Origin of the sequence: Terriglobus roseus DSM 18391 (genome assembly GCF_000265425.1) — a bacterium.
Classification (GTDB): Bacteria; Acidobacteriota; Terriglobia; order Terriglobales; family Acidobacteriaceae; genus Terriglobus; species Terriglobus roseus.
This window is the reverse complement of the sequence record NC_018014.1, coordinates 3339386-3361100: the sequence shown is the minus strand read 5'-3', so window position 1 is coordinate 3361100 and position 21715 is coordinate 3339386. Positions and strand designations below refer to the sequence as shown.

Genomic DNA, 21715 nt, shown 5'->3' with positions numbered 1-21715 from the left:
CCGAGTGATCCGCCTACTGAATCGACTTCAGGTAGTTGCCATAGCCCACGATCAATGTCGATCCAATCAGCAACGTCAGGCCCAGCGCCACCAGCGTCTTCGTACGGCGTGACGTGCCCGTCCATTCCTTCAGGAAGATGCCCCACAACGTAGCAAAGATAATGATCGAAGCCATATGCAGCGTCCAGGATGAGAAGTCATACTTGCCCATCTTCGTCTGGCCCAGCGAGTAGAAGAAGAACTGGAAGTACCACACCACGCCCGCAAGCGCTGCGAACAAGTAGTTCTTTGCCAGCCGCGATGCGGTCAGTCGTCCGTCCACTGTGTCCGCATCCGCCATGCTCCCGGCATGCTGCGCAGCCTGCATGGGATTGACGCCCGTCGCACCGGTAAACTGCCGTGCGGACTTGTTACGAAGGATCAGCACCACCGACCACACAAAGTTCGTCACAAAGCCGCCCCACAGCACCACCACCAGCACCGGCAGGTTCTGCCACAGGTCCAGGTGACCCTCGGCCAATAGCCGCTCCTTCGCAATCGCAGCAATCGGCGCACCCGCCGCGAGACCAAACGCAAAGAACGAACTCATGATGCCCGCAAACACGGCCACCAGCAGACCTCGGCCCAGTGAGAAATCCGTCTCACCCGCTTCAGCTTTCTCTTCTTCGGTGATCTCGTTTTCCTTCGACCAGCCTGCTGCGCCGTTGATCGCAACTGCAATCAGACACACCAGGATGCCCAGCAGGATCACCTGTCCGGAACGCTCGCTCAGGATCGTGTGCATCTCGCCCGCATAAATCGGCGGAATCAATGTGCCGAAGGCCGTGCACAGCCCCAGAGAAACCGCGTACCCAAGCGCAATACCGAGATACCGGATCGACAACCCAAAGGTAAGTCCACCAACACCCCACAGCATCCCGAAGAGCACGGCAAAGCCGATCGAACGATGCGGCGCGGCCTGGATGATCGACAGAAAGTGCGGTACGAACAGGGAAGCGATCACCAACGGAGCAATGATCCACGCGGCAACGCCCTGCACAATCCAGTAGATCTCCCACGACCAGCGCTTGATACCACGGAACGGGATGAAATTCGTAGCCGACGCGAAGCCGCCGATCCAGTGATAAAGAATGCCGATAAAAGGATTGGAGCCCATAATGCCTCGCGTTGGTGCAGTGTGCCGAATGCCGGCCGGATGCGTCCCACTCTACCGCACCGCAATCCAAATAGGAAAATAACTCTCTATTGAACTTCGTCATGCAGCTTCGGTACAGTGTGATGGGCGTCCCGTAGCGGTCGCCCATCGAAGGGAATTGGTGACGTACATGGCATCGCAGGCACTGACCACGGCATTGGACGGCTTCCGTATCGAGGTGCCTTCCTGGGGCTTCGCCAACACGGGTACGCGCTTCGGCAAGTTCGCGCAGGCCGCGGCCGCCACATCCATCGAAGAGAAGTTCGCCGACGCAGGCCAGGTCCACGCGCTCACTGGCGCCAGCCCGACGGTTGCGCTCCACGTCCTGTGGGACATGCCGAACGGCGTCGCCGACGTGCCTAAGATCCGCGAACTGGAGCAGCGTTACGGCGTGAAGGCCGGCTCCATCAATCCCAATCTCTTCCAGGCGCAGGAGTACAAGTTCGGCTCCATGTCGAACCCGGACCCGGCGATCCGCCGCCACGCACTCGATCACCTGCTTGAGTCCATTGAGATCGCAAAGGCGCTCGGCTCACGCGACATCTCCATCTGGGACGCCGACGGCTCCAACTACCCCGGCACGCAATCCATCAAGCGCCGCATCGAGTGGCTTGAGGAGATCCTCGTCACCGCTCACGAAGCCACCAGCGAAGACCAACGCCTGCTGATCGAATACAAGCCCTTCGAGCCCGCCTTCTATCACACGGACATCGCCGATTGGGGTATGGCATTGCACCTCGCTCGGAAAGCTGGCCCACGCGCCAAGGTGCTCGTCGACACTGGCCACCACGCACTCGGTACCAACATCGAACAGATCGTCGCCTGGCTGCTGCACGTCGACGCGCTCGGAGGCTTCCACTTCAACGACCGCAAGTACGCGGACGATGACCTGACGATCGGCTCCATCGATCCCTACCAGGTCTTCCGAATCTTTCACGAGATCCTCAGCGCACCCGCAGCAGCAACCGAGGGCGTTGCCTACATGATCGACCAAAGCCACAACCTGAAGGGCAAGATGGAAGCAATGGTGCAGAGCGTCGTCACCGCCCAGGAGCTCTTTGCACGTGCCGCATTAGTCGACCGCGCAACGCTCGCAACCCTGCAGGACAACTGCGCCCTCGTCGAAGCCGAAGAATGCTTCCGCGACGCCTTCTGGACCGATGTCCGCCCCGCCGTAAAGGCTTGGCGCGAAGACCGCGGTCTGCCCGCCAGCCCGCTCCTCTCCCTGAAGGAAAGCGGCTACGTCGAGAAGGCAGCTGCCGCCCGCGGAGCAAAGAACGCAGGCAGCGTTTCCAGCTACGCCTGATCGGCTACGGATAGAGAGAAAAAGGAAGGCAGCGCTACAGCGCTGCCTTCCTTTCTTACTTGGACTGTCTTGAGGGTGGCATCCGCACCCCTCTCAAACTTGTCATCCCGCAGCGAAGCGGAGGGATCTGCATGTGTGCCGGCCCACCAAAGCATTCACAATGGGGGCAATGAAGCAAAAGTGTTCGCGCGAAGCACGAACGCCACAAGCCCGGGAAATTACTTCCCGGAACCAGGCCGATACTTGATCGTATAAAACCCACCAAACACCGTGAGCAGAAGACCCCACCAAACCGTGGGGTGCAATTCATGCAAAACGGTCGGTGCCTCGTTGCCGGTCATCCACGCCCAGACTCCATACGGGACCAGCGCCAGCCCATACGCAAGCGTCATGATGCCCACGAAGAACCATATGCTTAGTGCCTCGCCCCTGCCTGTACCTTCTGCCATGTGCGGCCTCCTTCGGCCTTATTGCATGCTGCGAATGAAACGCCGCGACGTTAGAACAGGTAGATGTTGAAGGCGATCAGCGCAACCATCACGACGCAGGCCCAGAACACCGGCTTCTGCATCAGGCCGCGCGCACCATCATCGGGAATCACAGTCGCACCGTAGACCAGGCCGTTCAGCTCCGCCTCAGACTTCGGCTTCGTCATCAGGCTGACCACAACCGTGACCAGCACACAGATCAACCAGCTCCACAGTGCGCGATACATGTTCTCGGCCATCGGCTGCGCATCGGCAGAGAGTGCAATGTGTGCCAGCGCAGCACGGCCGCCCGTCTGCACGTACGCAAACATGCCGATCGAGCTGAGCGTGCCGGCCAGCAGGCCCCAGAAGCCGCCCGCAGCCGTCGCACGCTTCCACAGCATGCCCAGGATCACCGTGCCGAACAGGGGCGCGATAAAGAAGCTGAACAGAGCCTGAACGTAGTCCATGATCGAACTCGCGTGCGCCACCAGGTACGCCGTACCGATCGAGACAAGCATGCCGACCACCGTCGACATACGGCCCATCGACACCAGTTGCTTGTCGCTGGCCTTCTTGTTCATGTACGCGCCGTACAGGTCGTACGTCCACACCGTCGAGAAGGCAGACACGTTGCCGGCCATGCCGCTCATAAAGCCCGCGACCAGCGCCGTAATGCCAAGCCCCAGCAATCCCGGTCCGCAGTAGCGAACCAGCATTAGCGGCAGCACTTCGTCATAGGCATGCATGCCGGGGTGCGCTGCAGCCACGTCCGAAGGCACCAGGTGCATCAGCGATCCATCGCCATTCTTCAATACGGCCAGCGCGATCAGGCCGGGGATGATGACGATCAAAGGCACTGCCATCTTGAACGCAGCACCGATCACCGGGGCCATCTTTGCCGCACGCAGATCCTTCGCGGACAGCACGCGCTGGACGACGAGGAAGTCGGTCGTCCAGTAACCGAAACTGATTACACCCATCAGGCCGAAGACGATGCCCGTCCAGTGAATGCCCATCGGGTTGGTATTGAAGTGACCCAGTGTCGACCACATGTGCGTGTAGTCGGTCGATCCAACGTTGCGCGCAATCTGCGCCTTCAGGTTCGTCCACCCACCCGCCTCGATCAGGCCAAGGATGGGGATAAGTCCGGCACCCGCCCAGATCAGTACGAACTGCAGCACCTCGTTGATGATGGCGGAACGTAGACCGCCCAGCATGACGTACAGCGCAACCGTCGCAGCACCCACCCAGATTGAGAACGTCATGTTCCAGCCCAGCACCGTATGCATCACCACGGCCATGGCATACATGTTCACGCCCGACATCAGAATCGTCATCATGCCAAAGCTGGCAGCAGCCAGGCCGCGAGCACCCTCACCAAAGCGCAGCTTCAGATATCCGGGAACCGAGTGCGTCTTGGAGATGTAATAGAACGGCATCATCACGATGCCCAGGAACAGCATCGCGGGGATGGCGCCAACCCAGTACCAATGCATCGCCAGGATGCCGTACTGGTAAGCCGATCCGGCCCAGCCCATTAGTTCCAGTGAACCAAGGTTCGCTGAAACGAAACTCAGTCCCGCGATCCACGCCGTCATCTCGCGACCGGCCAGGAAGAACTCTTCGCTGGTATTCGTCGAGCCCTTCACATAGAAGCCGACAAACACCACGACGCAGAAGTACAGCACCAGGATCAGGATGTCGAGCGGTGCGAGATGCGTCAGGGAAGCCCGTTCGGGCAGGGCGAAAAACAGAAACGGCAGCGGCATGGTTGGCCCTTAAAGAAGGTATCTACGAAAAGGTATCTACATGACCGCGATTCCGGGCGGCATGGGTAATGCAAGGCGCTGCCCCCATTGCCGGGAACAGCGCCTCATTTCACAACAGTTCGAACTACGAGTAGATCCTGCGCGCAAGCATATTCTCAATCTGCTCCTGCTTGCCACTGCGTGGCTGCGGATTGATCGCCGAAGACTCCGCCTTCGCTGCGATCTCATCCAACGACACCTTGCCGGTCAGCATCGCCTGAGCCTCAGGCGTCTTCCAGCCCGCATACCGGTCATCCAGCAGGGCATCGTACTTGCCCTCTTCAACCAGCTTCGCAGCCGAAAGGAAAGCACGAGCGCACATGTCCACACCGCCCACATGAGCGGCAACCAGGTCTTCCTCGGTAAAGCTCTGACGACGAACCTTCGCGTCAAAGTTGCAGCCACCCTTGCCCAGGCCGCCCGCCTTGATGACGTGATACATCGACATCGTCATCGTCCACAGGTCGTTCGGGAACTGGTCGGTATCCCAGCCCAGCAGCGCATCGCCACGGTTGATATCCAGCGAACCCAGGATGCCAAGCGCTCCCGCCGTTGCAATCTCATGCTCGAAGCTGTGACCAGCCAGCGTCGCATGGTTCGCCTCAAGGTTCACGCGAACCTCGTTCTCCAGGCCGTACTTCTTCAGGAAGCCATACACCGTCGCCGTATCGAAGTCATATTGGTGCGCCGTCGGCTCCTTCGGCTTCGGCTCGATCAGGATCTGACCATCGAAACCGATCTTGTGCTTGTAGTCCACCACCAGCGACAGGAAGCGGCCCATCTGGTCCAGCTCCTGCTTCATGTTGGTGTTCAGCAGCGTCTCGTAGCCCTCACGACCGCCCCACAGAACATAGTTCGATCCGCCGAGCTGCTTCGTCGCATCCATGCAATGCTTCACGGTCGCCGCGCACCACGCAAAGACATCCGGATCGGGGTTCGTGGAAGCACCGGCCATGAATCGCGGGTGCGAGAACAGGTTCGCCGTGCCCCACAGCAGCTTCGTGCTGCTGCTCGCCATCTTCTCTTCCAGGTAATCGACGATGGTATGAAAGTTCCCCAGCGTCTCCTTCAACGTCTCGCCGCCCGGCGCAATGTCCGCATCGTGGAAGCAGAAGAAGGGAAGTCCAAGCACGCGGAAGAAGTCGAACGCAGCATCCGCCTTCACCTTTGCCAGCGCAATCGGGTCGCCCGCAGCCATCCACGGCCGATCGATCGTCGCTCCACCAAACGGGTCGCTGCCGGACATCGCGAAGCTGTGCCAGTAAGCGACGGCAAAGCGCAGATGCTCGCCCAGCGGCTTGCCCATTACAACGCGCTCTGCGTCGTAATACTGGTAAGCCAGGGGATTGGCGCTGTCCGCGCCCTCAAACTTCACTGCCGGAAAGTTGCTGAAAACAGTGTTAGCCAATGTAAGTTCTCCAAATCTTGCGTGAAGTGAATTCGGTGCCGGGCCGGGGAAGGATTGACGTGACGCTAAGTCGTGGCCAGGCGAAGTTCGGGGTATTGGTCGTGCAGAACGGCGTTATACGTCTGCCGCGCTGCTTGATAAAGCGCTAAAAATTCCGGCCGGCCGCTGGCGGACTTAGTCTCATCCACCTGCACCAGCCGCTCGGTCAACTCTGCAAAGGTCGTCGCACGGCCGCTCTGCTGCCCAAAGGCATACATCGCCTGGATCGCCGCGCCCAGGCAGCCCGCCTCTTCTTCGAGAGGCACCTGGATGGTCGCGCCCGTAGCATCCGCCAGCATCTGGCGCCAACCGCTCGACCGCGCACCGCCGCCGATCACCAGGATCTTCGTCGCAGCCTTGCCCTCCAGGATCAGGTCCAGCCCATTCAGAATGCCGAACGTCACGCCCTCAATCGCACTGCGCACCAGGTTTGCTGGCGTAAAGTTCGTTGCATTCAGCCCAACGATGCTGCCGCGAGCGCCCGGCAGATCCGGCGTCCGCTCGCCATTCAGGAACGGCAGGAAAGTAATACCTTCGGCGCCCGGCACCGTATCTTCCAGCGTCGGATCGATCTGGTCGACGGTCCATCCCAGCAGGTGCAGAGTCTGCGTCACAACGTTCGTCGCATTCATCGTGCACACCAGCGGCAACCACCCACCCGATGACGAACAGAACGGAGCCACGCTACTATCCGGGTGCTGCAACGGCGCCTCGCGGAACGAGTAGACCGTTGATGACGTACCCAGGCTCAGCGTCACCACACCCTCGCGCACATTGCCCGTGCCGATGGCGCCCATCATGTTGTCTCCACCGCCGCTCGAAACAGCGCAATCGGTCGACAATCCCAGCTCCGCAGCTACATCAGCCTTCACCTTGCCGACGATCTGATCCACCGTCAACAAGGGCGGCAACGCAGCCTTCAACTGCCCCGTACCACCGTCGATCAGGTCCAGAATCTCGCCGATCCAGCCGCGTGTCCGCACATCGAAGAACGCCGTGCCGGAAGCATCGCCGTACTCCGCAAAGATCTCGCCAGTCAGCCAGAAGTTCAGATACTCATGCGGCAGCAGGATATGCCGAACCCGCGCAAAGTTCTCAGGCTCCATCTCCCGCAACCAAAGCAGCTTCGACACCGTGTAACCCGTCAACGGCAGAATCCCAAAGCGACGGATCGCCTCGCTCTTCCCGCCCAGCAACTTCACCAGCTCGGCATTCTGCGGCGCAGTCTCTGTGTCATTCCACAGCTTTGCAGGACGGATGACTTCTTTGTTCTCGTCCAGCACAACCAGCCCATGCTGCTGGCCTGACACGCCGATCGCCTTTACCTGTGCGCCATCATTCCCGGCAGCCTGCAGCACAGTCGTGCGCAACGCATCCACCCACCACTGCGGCTGCTGTTCCCGGGCGCCGTTCGCGCGTTCGATCAGGTCATGCTTGGCATAGCCGCGGCCATGGGCCGTGCCATCGTCGCCGATCAGGAGTGCCTTCGTACCCTGGGTCCCACAATCAATACCCAGGTACAGATCGGGCTTCATCATTCCATGTCCTATGCATCGGCAGCCGTCGCCTGCGTGGTGCTTTTTGCGCTTCAGATGATTCGCAAACGGCATTAAGTTTATGGCCCAAACTATATTGCTGCGATGTGCGGCTGTCAATGCAAACAGGCGTGATCTGTAGCCGTGACAACCCGCCATACTGCGGCACGGTATTAGCCACAATACTTCAGCAGGATTTACCGACAGTAACGAATCGAAACAGGGCAGCGCGTCAGGACGAGTGCGATGCCGCAATCATTGAAGGCCGAGGACTCGACTCATCGTGAGTCGACCGGTGATAACTCGCATGGCGCTGCATCAGCATGGCAGCGGAACCACTCAGCCGAGCCAGCTCCGCATCGCCCGCGGCGTGCAGACGAGGAGCCTCACCCGCCAGCATCGACGAAGCAAGCTCCTTCCACACAATCGGCCCACAACGCTCCCATGCGGCAGTAATATCGCCCACCACCAGGATCAGTTCCGGCGACAGCGCCGCCGTAATCATCCGCAGACCACGCCCCAGTGCAACTGCCTGCTCGGTAATGGCCTTGATCGCAGTCGCGTCGCCATCCTCCGCCAGCCGCATCAGCTCGTAGATGTCCCCCACCTTGCGCCGGCCCGCTGCATTAAAGTTGCGAATCGGCGCACGCGACGACGCCACCATCTCCCAGCAACCCTTCTGCCCGCACTGGCACAGCGGACCCGCAGGATCCACTGACACATGGCCGAACTCACCCGCCAGGCCGTTGAAGCCGGACTGCATCACACCACCCGCCAAAATCGCCGTTCCAACGCCCTCGGCCACCGCAACCAGCACAACGTTCTTCGCACCATGCAGACGGCCATACCAAAGCTCAGACAGCAGGCAGACGTTCGCATCGTTGTCCAGCTCCACCTGCAGCTCTGACTCGCGCTCCAGCGCAGCCCTCAGGTCAAAGTCCTGCCACTTCATATTCGGCGCCAGCAACACGCGCTGCGTCACCGGATGCACGCGGCCCTGGATGCTCACGCCCACACCCTCAAACGACTTGCCAGCATGCTCCGCACGCAGCGCACGCATCCGCTTACCGATCTGCGATACCGTCCGCCGCAGATCGCTGGAGCTGGGAATAATCTCGCGGGAAAGGAAGCGGCCACTCAGGTCCACCACGGCCAGGATCGCCCGGTCCGGCCGCAGGTCCAGCGCAAACGTCACCATCGCACTGTTCACAGACAGCATCGTCGACGGGCGTCCGCGCGCTGCCTTGATGACAGCACCTTCGCGCACCCAGTTCTCCTGGATAAGCTGTTCGACAATGGCGGAGACAGTGCTCGGCCGCAGACCGGACAGGCGCGAAAGATCCGCGCGGGCCAGCGGCTGGTTGAAACGGATCAGCTCAAGAATGATGTCGCGATTGATGTCCCGCGCAATATCGCTGGACACAGGCTGAACAGAAGCGAGGTCGATCCGGCGAATGCCACGCGTTCGGTCGTTGCGGGATGGCTCGTGTGTTCGTTCGCTCATCGTTGTGGCTAACTCTCGCCAATGGTACGACAAGACCGCCGCGAAGTGGAGACTACCGCGGCGACCTCGTCAACCCTGCGCGCAACGATACGCGATTTCATTCGAAGCGTCAGTGAATGCTGAAACTACGAAAGTGGAGTCCAGGCAGAGGCATTCGCTGATGACTTCAGCACCGCCTCAATAAACCGAACACCCGCAACACCATCGGCAACGGTCGGCAGCAGCCGCGATGAAGCATCCGCCTCGCGCCCTTCAAGCCTCGCCACAATCTGCTCCGCAATATCGCTGTACAGCGTCGCAAAAGCTTCGAAGTAACCCTCAGGATGTCCCGTCGGCAACCGTGTCCCGGCAGCCGGCGAAGCCGTAACGCCAGCGCCGCCACGCGTCAGGATCCGCGTCGGCTCGCCCAGCGGTGCATGCTGCACGTAGTTGGGATTCTCCTGGTGCCACGTCAGCGAACCCTTCTCGCCGTACACCCGTATGTTCAGATTGTTCTCTTCACCAATCGCAATCTGCGACGACCAAAGGCTCGCCTTCGCTCCACCCTCGAAGTGCAGCATCGCCTGGACATTGTCATCCAGTCGTCGCCCCTCCACAAACGTGGAAAGATCCGCAGCAACTTCCTTCGGCTTCAATCCCGTGATGAAGCACGCGGTATGGAAGGCATGCGTCGCAATATCGCCCAGGCAGCCCGCCGGTCCGCTCTTCGCAGGATCGGTGCGCCACGCAGCCTGCTTTGCTCCGGTGTCTTCCAGCTTCGTTGCCAGCCAGCCCTGCGCGTACTCCGCCTGGATCATCCGCACCGCGCCAATGCCGCCAGTCGTCACGATCTCGCGCATCTGCCGAACCATCGGATAACCCGAGTAGCTCTGCGTCACACCGAAAATCAATCCGGTCGACGCAACCGCCGCGGCCAGGTCATCCGCATCGGTCAGGTTCGTCGTCAGCGGCTTGTCACACATTACGTGAATACCCGCAGCGAGAAACGCCTTCGCAATCGGATGGTGCATGTGATTTGGTGTCACGATGGCGACCACATCGATCGGTTCCGGATGCTTTGCCTCGGCATCCGCCATCTCCTGAAAGCTGCTGTACACACGAGGGATACGCAGCTCGCTCGCGTAAGCGCGTGACTTCTCCGCATCGGACGACAGCGCCGCTGCCACCAGCTCAAAGCGGTCGTCCAGTCGCGCAGCGGCGCGGTGGACGGCGCCGATAAAGGCTCCGGGACCACCGCCCACCATGCCAAGCCGCAGTCTGCGATTTAGCTTCGTGCTCATGCTTTTTCTTCCTTCAATCCCAGCAACTGGCGCAGAACGCTGTGATCCGTCGTCGCATCCGCGAAATCATCGAAGGCCTTATCTGCGGTCTGGATGATGTGCTTCGCAATGAACGGCGCACCCTCACGAGCACCCTGTTCGCTGCTCTTGATGCAGCACTCCCACTCCATATTCGCCCAGCCATCGAACCCGTACTGCGTCAGCTTTGAGAAGATCGCCCCGAAGTCCACCTGGCCATCACCCAGCGAACGGAAACGTCCCGCGCGGTTTGCCCACGACTGGAATCCGCCGTACACACCCTGCCGTCCCGTCGGCCGGAACTCTGCATCCTTCACATGGAACATCTTGATCCGGTCGTGATACAGGTCGATGTACTCCAGGTAGTCCAGCTGCTGCAGCACGAAATGGCTCGGATCGTAGAGCAGGTTGCAACGCGCGTGCTCATCCACCAGATCCAGGAACATCTCGAACGACGCGCCGTCATGCAGGTCTTCGCCCGGATGCACCTCGTAGCAAAGGTCCACATCATTCTCGTCAAAGACATCCAGGATCGGCAGCCAGCGATTAGCCAACTCACGGAACGCCGTCTCGACGAGACCATCAGGACGCTGCGGCCACGGGTAGAGATAAGGCCACGCCAGCGCGCCAGAGAAGGTCGCATGCTGCTTCAGGCCCAGGTTCTTTGAGGCGCGCGCGGCGAAGTGCAACTGCTCCACCGCCCATGCGGTCCGTGCCGCCGGTGCGTTGTGGACGGAGGCCGGTGCAAAGTTGTCGAACAGCAGATCGTACGCCGGATGCACGGCGACCAATTGTCCCTGCAGGTGCGTCGAAAGCTCCGTGATCGCAAGCCCGTGTGAGGCTACAGTACCCAGCAGCTCGTCGCAGTAGGTCTTGCTCTCTGCAGCCTTCTGCAGATCGAACAGACGCTTGTCCCAGCTCGGGATCTGAACGCCCTTATAGCCGAGCGATGCGGCCCAGTGGCAAATGTTATCCAGCGTGTTAAACGGCGCAACATCGCCGGCAAACTGCGCCAGGAAGATACCTGGTCCCTTGATCGTCTTCATGTCTATCCTTGCGTTGGTGCGAGTGGAGTCACGATGTGTCTCCCGCGGGACATCTTACTGCGTCGGACCCACTGGGCGTGTCACGGGAGGGGCGCCAGCGCCCGAAACGGGAGCAAAGCCAGGCCGGGCAGGCGGTGCAGGCATCGTCATATCCAGCGGATTCAGGCCCTTCTTCGCATTCGGATCCATCGCCTCCAGGTCCGCGCGATAGCTCACCGTATTCGCGGTAGGGAAGTTCGAAGGCACCGGCTGCGTCACCTTGCCGGTCGCAGCCCACTCCACACCACGCTGAAAGATCGTCACGGCATCGACAGAGCTGAGTGCGACACCATCGTGTCCCCAGGCCGCATGAACGACGCGACCCTTGCCAAACTGCGAGACCATCACCATCGGCTCTTCAAAGCCCGTTCCACGATTCGTGGGATCGGAGTAAGCCGTCGCCAGTACCGTCATGCCGCCCGGTCCGCGCAGATTCGCGTACAGTTCGTCGCCCTGATGCATCCAGGTCTTCGGCAGACCCTTCAGGATGGGATTGTTTGTCGTGTCCTGCACCGTCACTTTGAAGGGAGCACGCGGGCCATGCATGCCAGCCCGGCCCGGCTTATCGTCGGAGACCAGCTTACCGTTCTGGTAGTACCAGTGCGGTCCGGACTTCTCATCGCGACCGCGCCAGCCACCGACCCCGATCATCTCGTTGAAGGCCTTCCACTTCGGGAAGGCATTGTCCGCAGCATGGACGGTGACCAGCCCGCCGCCGTTCTTCATGAACGTCTCGAAGCCTTCCTTCACATCCGCGCCCCAGCGTTCGTCCGGAGCGTCGTAGTTCAACACCACCACCTGGTACTTGCTCCAGGCCGGATGAAACTGCGAAAAGTCGCCATCCTTCGGCGGAGCAGTCATCACCTCGGTGTCGAACAGGCCCGTCTCGTCCAGCTCCTTCTTCAGGATCGGCGTGATCGCGGCCCAGTTATGGTACGGAGCCGCGCTCTCACCATCGAGCAGAAGGACGTGGATACGGGGCGCGGCCATCGCGCTCGCACTCTGCAGAAACAACATGCCACCTGTAACTGCCAACGCAAAACGCTTCATAACCGCCCCCGGATCGTACGAATGCTCTTACTTACTTCTTCGCCGTCTTCACTGCCGCCGCGTGATGCTCCGGCAGGGTAAAGGCATACAGGATGCTGCCGCTGCTCAACAGAACCACCTGGTGGCCGTCCAGCTCATACGTGATCGGTGTCGATGCGATGTTCCCGCCCGTGCCCGCATGCCACAGCGTCTTGCCGGTCGCCGTATCCAGCGCCAGGAAGTTACCCGAAGCATCGCCCGAGAAGGTCAGGCCGGACGCAGTCGTCATCACACCAGATCCGGCACGACGGCCCAGTGGATGCGTCCAGCGCGGCTTGCCCGTGCGATAGTCGATCGCAATTAGCTCGCCCTTGGACCAAAGGCTGTAATCAGCACCAGCCCATCCATACGTGCCGTCGGCGGGCTTCGCAAAGTAAAGACTGTAGCTCGGCGATGCACTCACAATGAACAGGCCGGTCTTCGGATCGAAGCTGGGTGAACGATAGTTCGTCAGGCCGCCCTCGTCCGGTGCGATCAGCCGGCCATCCTGCGCAGGCTCCTTCGCCGGATTCGGGATCGGACGACCTTCCTTGTCGATGCCAAGTGTCCAGTTCACCGGCCCAAAGGTCGTCGTGAGAATGCTCTTGCCTGTAACGCGATCGATCACGAAGAAGTGACCGTTACGCGAAGCCTGCATCAGCACCTTGCGCGGCTTGCCCTCGACAGTCACATCCGCCAGCACCGGGATCTCAACCGCATCCCAGTCATGCGTATCGTGCGGCGAAGGCTGGAAGGCCCACTTCAACTTGCCCGTCTCCGGATCGAGCGCAACAATGCTGCACGTATAAAGATTGTCGCCAGGACGTACCGTACCGTTCAACACCGGCGTCGGATTGCCCGTACCCCAGAACATCAGATTCTGCTCCGGATCGTAAGTGCCCGTCATCCAGATATTGCCGCCGCTGGTCATCTTCGGCGTTCCAACCGGAGGCGTAGCATCCCACTGCCACTGCGTCTTACCCGTCTCAGGATCCAGCGACCGCAGGAAACCCTGCAGGTTATCGAAGTCGCCCGAAGCGCCCACCATCACATGGTTGCCAACAATCAGCGGAGACATCGTCGACCACTGACCCTTGTTCGAGTCCGCCACCATCACATCCCAAAGCACCTTGCCTGTCTTGGCATCCAGTGCCTCCACATGCGCGTCGCTGGTCATGTAATACAGCTTGTCCTTCAACATGCTCACGCCACGCTGACCAATGTGGAACGCCTTGTTCGGCGGCGCAGCATAGTGCCAGATCGTATGACCAGTGCGAGCATCCACCGCCCACACATGGTCCGGCATCGTGAAGTACAGAACCCCATCCACCAGGATCGGCGTCGACTTCATAGTGTTCCCGCCGCCACCCAGACCCGTCTGGAATGTCCACGCCAGCGTCATCTGCGACACGTTCGCGGGCGAGATCTCGGTCAACGGGCTGTGCCGCTGCCCACTGTAATCCCCGTGAAAACCAGGCCAGCTATCACGCGGAGGGTTCTTAAGAATCGCATCGGTCACGCCCTGCGCAGTTGCAGAGACAGAAGTTACAGCCACGGCGGCAAGAGCAAAGGCGCGCACAGAGTGCAGGAAGGTCATGGAAAAACCGGCTTTCATCAGTGTCATCGTCTGCACTTACTTCAGGGTGTTGATGTACGCGTAGAGGTTGTGAACGTCTTCATCGGTGTACTTGCTGAAGAGCGCAACGTGCGCATCGACCGGGCTCTCTTCCTTAAACGTCACCGCCGTCACAGGCCACGAGTGATACACGCCAAACGTGTCCGTCATCCCGATCACGAACTCATCCTTGTACGTCTCGATGCCCGTCAGCGTCACGCCCGTGCGAGTCTTCACAGTCACCTTCGTCTTCGCATCGCGAGGCGAAAGCATCTCCTGCTCCAGTCGCAGACCCGTAAACTTCTTCGCCACATGTGCAAGATCACCCGTAGCCGAGTGGCAACTCACGCAGTTTCCCGTCGTCTCGAAGTACTTCTTGCCCGCCGCCACATTGCCCGTCAGCAGGTCGGAATCTTCCACGCCCTTACGAACGCCCGTCTGCGACATCGCCTTGTCCTGCTGCGAGTGCACAAACGCCACCAACTCCATGATCTGCGCATCCGGCAGGCTGAAGCGCGGCATACCCTTCTCCTGGCGACCGTTGCGGATCACCGCGCCAATGCCTTCGCCATTCTTGTCGCCGCTCACGACCTTTGACCGCGTCAGGTCCGGCCCGCTCTCACCGCCGCCCGCATCCTTGCCGTGGCAGAAGGCGCAGTTCTGGATGAACAGGCTGCCGCCCGCATCGATCTGCGTAGCCGTAAACTTCGCATGTTCGGGCGGCGGTCCCTGCGAACCAACCGTGACCGGCGTACGCGGCGGACCGGCCGGAACCGGTGTCGCATTCTGTGCCGAAACTCCAGGCAGGAAGGGCAGCGCGGCCGCCGCGGAGATCGCCAGCGCGGCCAGCGTCGTCTTAGACAAGAGATTCATTGCAATCCACTTCCTGTGCTTCATAATCCCGAGACAAACGCCGGGCTTTGCTGCAAAACGTGCAAGATCTGATTTAGTTGTTGGCGAAGACTATATGCAGCGGCTTCAAACTCTGTCAAGCAAACCACGGCACACGCAAGCTCCACAAAGCCTCGCTCGTTATGCCGCCAAACTTCCGCGGAAACTCTGTGCGCAGCATCGACGCCGCACGCAGTGAAAACCGCCAGCATCAAGCGCTGACGGTATTCTCCAGCGTGCCAATGCCGTCGATGCTGATACGCACCACATCGCCCGGCTGCAGTGTGAACTCGTTCGGCGGCACAATGCCAGTACCGGTAAACAACAGCGCGCCAAACGGGAAGCTCAACTCGCGGAACAAATACTCCAGCAACTCTGCAGGCTCGCGCTTCAGCTCCGCCAGAGTGGTGCTCCCGGTCACGACATCATGGCCTCCGCGAATAATTTCCAGCAGGATCTTCATCGACCGGTCCAGCGGTGCACCTGCCGTCAGCAGGATGCAGGGACCAATCGCACAGCTACCGTTGTAGACCTTCGCCTGCGGCAGATATAGCGGGTTCTCGCCCTCAATATCGCGCGAACTCATGTCATTGCCGATCGTCAGGCCAATCTGCTCACCACGCGCATTCGCCACCAGCACCAGCTCCGGCTCCGGGATCGACCACGTAGCATCCGTGCGGATGCGAACATCGTCCCCGGGCCCCACAGAGCGCCAGCCGGCGCTCTTAAAGAACAACTCGGGACGCTCCGCAACATACACGCGGTCATAAAAGTCCCCGCCGCCCGCGGCCTTGCTCTCTTCCATGCGCGCATCGCGGCTGCGGTAGTACGTCACGCCGGAGGCCCATACCTCCTGCGAGGTAACCGGCGCCAGGATCGTGGAAGCGTCCAGCATCACAGCCGAGCCACTCGTCGCAGCCGCTGCCCGCTCCATCAGCTCTGTACTGTTCAGCAGCTCATCCCAGTTCTCAGCCTCAATCTTGTAGGCCGTGCCATCGGTTTCAACGAAGAAGCCCTGTGTCGTCCGAAAGAGTTTCAATGCCATGCTCCCTTTGTTAGTCGTGTGCCGTGTGAAGTCTCTTCGTGATCGCGTCCGCGTCATACACGCATCCGCCCCAGACACCGCCGCTGGCCTGCACCAGCGCAGCCCACAGGCGTGTGTCGTCTGTCATATCCGGGTGCGACTGCAGATCGGCGCGTGGCGCGCGTGCTGCCAGCCGTTTCGCTCCCTCTTCTGCGCTGAATGTCTCATCACCCTCGCCCAGCAGATCCACCGTTGCATGCAGGCTGTTCCGATCCACCATGATGCTGATGGTGTCGCCATCGACGATGCGGCCCACCGGTCCACCGGCCAGAGCCTCCGGCGAGATGTGTCCAATGCACGCACCGGTCGAAACACCGCTAAACCGAGCATCCGTCAGCACGGCCACATGCTTGCAGAACGGCAGGTTCTTCAACGCCGACGTGATCTGGTAGACCTCCTGCATCCCCGCGCCAATCGGCCCGCCGCAGATCAGCACCATCACATCGCCGTGCGACACCTTGCCGTCCTTGATCGCATGGATCGCAGCCGCCTCTGTGATGAACACACGCGCCGGACCCGTGTGCCGGTACACTCCATCCGCATTGATCAGCGACGGATCGATCGACGTGCTCTTGATCACCGATCCATCCGGTGCCAGGTTGCCAACAGGGAAGCACACTGTCGGCGTCAGTCCACGCGCACGCGCCCCATCGGGCGAGAAGATCACATCGCCCGCATCGATGCCGTCCAGGGCCATCAGGCGCTCGCGCATCTGTGTGCGTCGCTCGCTCGTCTCCCACCAGTCCAGGTTGGCATCCAGCGTCTCGCCGCTCACGGTCTTCACCGACGTATCCAGCAGCCCCGCACGACGCAGATGCAGCATCACCTCCGGCACCGCACCCGCCAGGAACACCTGCACCGTTGCATAGCCCTGCGGCCCATTCGGCAACGCATCCACCAGCCGAGGCACAGCGCGATTCACCGCGATCCAGTCCTGCGCCGTCGGCCGCTTCAATCCCGCGGCATGCGCCACGGCAGGAATGTGCAGCAACAGATTCGTCGATCCACCAAAGGCCGCGTGCACCACCATCGCATTGCGGATCGCAGCATCGGTCAACACATCCCGCGTGCCCATCCCCATCGCCGTCATCCGCAGCATCGCCATGGCAGACTGCTTCGCAGCGCGCAGCCAGACTGGCTGCCCTGAGGGCGCCAGCGCTGTATGCGGCAGCGACATGCCCATGGCCTCTGCAACCACCTGCGCCGTCGCAGCAGTCCCCAGGAACTGGCATCCGCCGCCCGGCGATGCGCACGCCTTGCAGCCCATCTCCGCCGCATAATCCAGCGAGATCTGCCCCTGCGCAAAACGTGCGCCAATCGTCTGCACCTTGCCCGCGTCCTCACCCTCATCCGGCAGCAGCGTCACGCCGCCCGGTACCAGGATGCTGGGATACGCGCCCGATGAGGCCAGCGCCATCATCATCGCGGGCAGTCCCTTGTCGCAGGTCGCCACACCAATCACACCCTTCCGCGTCGGCAGCGACCGCATCAACCGGCGCAGCACCATCGCTGCATCGTTGCGATAGGGCAGGGAATCCAGCATGCCGGCAGTGCCCTGCGTCCGGCCATCGCACGGATCGGTCACGGCGCCGGCAAACGGAATCGCATGCTGATTGCGCAGCGTGCGCGCGGCCTCCGCGACCAGCAGGCCGACTTCCCAGTGGCCTGTATGAAACCCAAGCGCAATGGGCGTGCCGTCCTCCGCGCGCACACCACCATGCGTGCTCAGGATCAGGTACTCAGGATCACGCAGCCGCGCCACGTCCCAACCCATGCCAGCGTTCTGCGACAGGCCAAACAGGTTGCCGGATGGCTGCTGGATCAGCATCTCCGGCGTAATGGGTAGCATGCCCTCGGGTCCGCGATCATGCGTACGCAGCGCCGACCAGTCTTCGCCGCCATTCATCAGGTCTTGCAGTGTCAACGGTTGTCTCAAATCTCTTGGGCTCGAACTGACGTTCGGCAGGTCAAGCGTATATGCAGAACTCGTAAGGGAAGACGTTTGGGTAAACGATTACCGACGAGTGGATTCTACCTCTACCCTTGGCAAAGAAAAAGCGGGCCTGGACGTTAGCCAGGCCCGCTCCTCCTCGGTTGTAAATTGCTTTAGAAGTGGAAGCGAACCACACCTTCCAGCGTCCGCGGATCGGTCGTGCCTGTAACCTGTCCAAACGAGTTCTGGAACGTGTTGCCGTTGAAGTTCTGTTGATAAGAGCCATTCGGCTGCTGTGCACCAAGTGTGCCGTTCACATTGAAGAACGAGAGGTGATTCGGAACATTGAACATCTCGACGCGAAGTTCCATGCCGATTCCCTCGTGGAAGGTGATGTTCTTCTGCACGGCCGCGTCCCAGTTATTGAACAGCGGTCCCATGATGTCGTCATACTTCTGATTGCCGTAGGTTCCGGGCGCGGGCGCACGGAATGCCGCGACATTCAAGTACTGCTTGCCGTTTTTTGCGTAGGGGCTCACACCGGGGACACGATCCGGACGCTGCGCGACAGCGGACGTCGTGACCAGGTTGCCGGCAACAGAAAGGCCCGACGGTTGAACCACGTTGATGGGCAGGCCATTGGCAATGCGGGTGATGCCCGAAAGCTGCCAGCCGCCGAGCGCCTGCTTGTACCAGGTGTGCTCATGCTGCCAGAAGGGCAGCGGATACACATAGCTCGCAACGAAGATCTTCGGCTGGTTGTAGCTTGCTGGGCCGTAGTCTGCTGCCAGGTTATAGCTGTCCTGCGGCTGGTAATCGAAGGCAGATCCCATGGTGAGAGCCTTGGACCAGGTGTAAGACAACGTAACCAGGCCACCCTTACTGAAGCGCGTCTGCATACGAACCTGCAGCGAGTTGTAGTTGGAGTGGGCACCGTTGGTGTACTGGTAGATTTCACCGTACCCCTTGTAAGGACGGAAGGCATTGCGCTGTGCCGATGCTCCCGTGGTCGCCTGCTCAAAGCCTGCCGCCGCCTGGTTGATATTCTTCCGGTACGTCAGGTTGGTCGAACGGGAGCCAACATAGTTCATTTCCAGCGAAGTGTTGCTGAACAGCCTGTGCTGCACGCCAACACTGTAGTTGTGAATACGCGGCGGTGCCAGGTTCGGATCAGCAGAGTTGCTGATCGTCTGCGGCAGCGGGGAAGAGCTGAGCGCTGCCAGGCCATCGGCGCTGCCCGCGCTCGCGAACGAGGCCACAGCCACAAACGGGACCTGAGAGACGGCGCCGTAAATGTAGTTACCCTCGACGCGCTCGTAGGACATGCCGTAGCCGCCATGAAGCACAGTCTCACCCTTGCCGGTCAGGTCATACGCAAATCCAACACGTGGAGCGAAGGTGTTGTACTTGGTCGGAACGATTCCGCCTGGCTTGCCGCGGAAAAGCGCCTGTACGGCAGGGTTGTTGTAAACAGCCGGCGATACGACCTGCTTCGCCTTATCAGAGAAGCCGGTGCCGGGCAGTACAAGACCGTTGTAAGGGGCAGGATTGTTGGTGATGGTGCCGTTCGCTGTGCTGACCGTCGCTGCCTTTGTCGGATCGTACAACGACGGGTCGAAGAAGGCCGTGTTGTTTGGCCAGCTCGAGATCGGCGGCATGTACTGCCAGCGAAGACCCAGGTTCACGGTCAGCCGGCGGCTTACCGTCCAGTCGTCCTGCACATACGTCTCAAACTGTGAGAACCTGGCCTGCACCTGCGGAATGCTGCTGCCCTCGGTGTAGTTCGTGAAGTTACCAGCTACAAGGCCAGCCACGTTTGCAAACGTGAACGCGCCGTTCAACTGTGGCGGAGCCGTCTGGTTCTTACGAGCGCGCCAGAAGTAAGCACCCGTCTTCAACGAGTGGTTCCCCAGAACGATCGACAAGTCATCCTTCATTGCGTAGATGCGCTGCGAGTTATCAAACTGCCGCGGTGAGACGCCAGGATTACCAAGACCGGAGATCGTGATCTGCGGAATGATCGGTGAAGCGTTGTAAAGCGTACCGTACGTCAGGCCGTAGTCAGCACGATTGATCGACTTGCCAAACTGTGGATTCGCACGAATGTTGCCGCCCTCGTTGATGATATTGCCCGAGTAAGATCCGACGGCCGAGTTCACCATCCGCGAGTTGAACGTGTGCGTCCAGTTCACGGATGTCGTCAGGCCGGGAATCGTACGGTCATAGATAACAAAGTTGGTCGGGTTACCAACGTTGAGCACGTTGTCATGGACAAAACGACCGCTGATCTGGTTCTTCTCGTTCAGGTTGTAATCGACCTTGACCAGGTACTCCGACTGATTGTTATTGCCAAGGCTCAGATAGCGGAAGTTGCCGCTTGGATCCTGCAGTGTCGCGGCTGCGAGAGCGCGGCCGGTAGCTGTCGATGGGCCCGTAGCGATGGCATTCGCAATAGCGGCAGGCGTCAGGACGCTTGCGTTCGTCACCGTTGAGGTGCGCAGACGCTTGTACTCCTGGGCCGCGAAGAAGAACAGTTTGTCCCGGTTCCGGTTGAAGTGACCAGGAATGAAAATCGGACCGCCGATCGTGTAACCGAAGTCGTTGTAGCGCAGGGGCGCCTTGATCGGTGCCTGCGTTCCGGTGGAGAGAGCACGGAAGGGGAATGCCTGAACAGCACTGTTACGGATGTACTCGTAAGCGCTGCCATGGAAGTCACGACCGCCGCTCTTGATGGCCACGGACACTGTAGCGCCCGACGTACCGCCATAGCTTGCGTCGTAGCTCGATGCCACGTTACGGAACTGCTGCAAGGAGTCCGGCGAAATGTTGACGAAGTTGTTGCCGCCGCCGCCGTTGTCCTTGTTGTCCACGCCGTCGATGAAGAAGTTCGCGGCGTCCGTACGGATACCGTTGACCGACTGCGAGTTGCCGTTAACACCATAGGTACCGAAGATGGCAAAGCCGCTGGCTACCGTCTGCGACACACCGGGCTGCAGCGTTAGGAGCTGAACGTAGTTACGGCCGTTCAACTGGATCTGCGTTGCTTCCTGGCTCGTAACAACGCCGCCGATCTCCGAGGTGGTGGTCTGGATCATGACCGAATCGGACGTGACTTGCACGGACTCGCCAACCTGACCGAGCTCAAGGGCTACAGGCACAGACGGCTTGCCGCCAACGTCAACGTTGACGCCGGTAATCACCGACTTCTTGAAACCCTGCACCGTGGTGGTGATGTCATAGGTTCCGACCGTCAGATTCAAAACGGTGAAGTTTCCGTCCGAATTGCTGGTCACCGAGCGACTGACGCCAGTTGCGGTATTCGTGACGGTGATCTCCGCATTGGGGACTGAGGCTCCGCTCGGATCCGTGACGATTCCACTGATTAACTGACGATCCGTCGCCTGGGCACCTGCCACGCAAGTGGACACACAGGCTAAGACGAGAGAACTGATTATTGCGCGCTTCATACGACCCCC

At 60.4% G+C, this 21715-nt stretch carries 15 protein-coding genes; 1 reads left to right on the top strand and 14 read right to left on the bottom strand.

Annotated features, from left to right (window positions below; genetic code table 11):
* Positions 1 to 13: 13 nt before the first annotated feature.
* Positions 14 to 1156 carry an L-rhamnose/proton symporter RhaT gene (locus TERRO_RS13765; RefSeq protein ID WP_014786302.1) on the bottom strand — a complete coding sequence of 381 codons (1143 nt, stop codon included), beginning with the start codon at positions 1154 to 1156 and terminating at the stop codon, positions 14 to 16.
* Positions 1157 to 1325: 169 nt separating this feature from the next.
* Between TERRO_RS13765 and TERRO_RS13760 the strand changes: the two genes are divergently transcribed.
* Positions 1326 to 2501, top strand: coding sequence for a sugar isomerase (locus tag TERRO_RS13760; RefSeq protein WP_014786301.1), 1176 nt, complete (start codon positions 1326 to 1328; stop codon positions 2499 to 2501).
* Between the two features lie 218 nt (positions 2502 to 2719).
* Here TERRO_RS13760 and TERRO_RS13755 read toward each other — a convergent pair whose 3' ends face one another.
* The 13 genes from TERRO_RS13755 to TERRO_RS13690 form a co-directional block, all read right to left on the bottom strand.
* Entirely contained in the window at positions 2720 to 2950 is a 231-nt protein-coding gene (locus TERRO_RS13755; RefSeq protein WP_014786300.1) for a hypothetical protein, read from the bottom strand.
* A gap of 50 nt (positions 2951 to 3000) precedes the next feature.
* Positions 3001 to 4740, bottom strand: a complete 1740-nt coding sequence (locus TERRO_RS13750) for a sodium:solute symporter family protein (protein ID WP_014786299.1) — start codon at positions 4738 to 4740, stop codon at positions 3001 to 3003.
* Positions 4741 to 4864: 124 nt separating this feature from the next.
* A complete protein-coding gene (xylA, locus tag TERRO_RS13745; protein ID WP_014786298.1) occupies positions 4865 to 6187 on the bottom strand; it encodes a xylose isomerase in 1323 nt (440 codons plus the stop codon).
* A 65-nt stretch (positions 6188 to 6252) separates the two neighbouring features.
* A complete protein-coding gene (gene xylB, locus TERRO_RS13740) occupies positions 6253 to 7764 on the bottom strand; it encodes a xylulokinase (RefSeq protein ID WP_014786297.1) in 1512 nt (503 codons plus the stop codon).
* 229 nt (positions 7765 to 7993) lie between these two features.
* Positions 7994 to 9265: an ROK family protein gene (locus TERRO_RS13735; protein ID WP_014786296.1), complete on the bottom strand. Its 1272-nt coding sequence runs from the start codon at positions 9263 to 9265 to the stop codon at positions 7994 to 7996.
* 125 nt (positions 9266 to 9390) lie between these two features.
* Positions 9391 to 10545: a Gfo/Idh/MocA family protein gene (locus tag TERRO_RS13730; protein ID WP_014786295.1), complete on the bottom strand. Its 1155-nt coding sequence runs from the start codon at positions 10543 to 10545 to the stop codon at positions 9391 to 9393.
* Positions 10542 to 11609, bottom strand: a complete 1068-nt coding sequence (locus tag TERRO_RS13725; RefSeq protein WP_014786294.1) for a sugar phosphate isomerase/epimerase family protein — start codon at positions 11607 to 11609, stop codon at positions 10542 to 10544. Before TERRO_RS13725 ends, TERRO_RS13730 begins: the two co-directional genes overlap by 4 nt.
* A 54-nt stretch (positions 11610 to 11663) precedes the next feature.
* Positions 11664 to 12698: a ThuA domain-containing protein gene (locus TERRO_RS13720; RefSeq protein ID WP_014786293.1), complete on the bottom strand. Its 1035-nt coding sequence runs from the start codon at positions 12696 to 12698 to the stop codon at positions 11664 to 11666.
* Positions 12699 to 12729: 31 nt separating this feature from the next.
* A complete protein-coding gene (locus TERRO_RS13715; RefSeq protein ID WP_014786292.1) occupies positions 12730 to 14340 on the bottom strand; it encodes an acido-empty-quinoprotein group A in 1611 nt (536 codons plus the stop codon).
* Positions 14341 to 14349: 9 nt separating this feature from the next.
* Positions 14350 to 15204 (bottom strand): c-type cytochrome, encoded by an 855-nt coding sequence (locus tag TERRO_RS13710; protein ID WP_014786291.1) that lies wholly within the window; start codon positions 15202 to 15204, stop codon positions 14350 to 14352.
* Positions 15205 to 15433: 229 nt separating this feature from the next.
* A complete protein-coding gene (locus TERRO_RS13700; protein ID WP_086011970.1) occupies positions 15434 to 16267 on the bottom strand; it encodes a fumarylacetoacetate hydrolase family protein in 834 nt (277 codons plus the stop codon).
* Between the two features lie 10 nt (positions 16268 to 16277).
* Entirely contained in the window at positions 16278 to 18230 is a 1953-nt protein-coding gene (locus TERRO_RS13695; RefSeq protein ID WP_014786289.1) for a YjhG/YagF family D-xylonate dehydratase, read from the bottom strand.
* Between the two features lie 182 nt (positions 18231 to 18412).
* Positions 18413 to 21655: a carboxypeptidase-like regulatory domain-containing protein gene (locus TERRO_RS13690; protein ID WP_245536094.1), complete on the bottom strand. Its 3243-nt coding sequence runs from the start codon at positions 21653 to 21655 to the stop codon at positions 18413 to 18415.
* Positions 21656 to 21715: the final 60 nt, after the last annotated feature.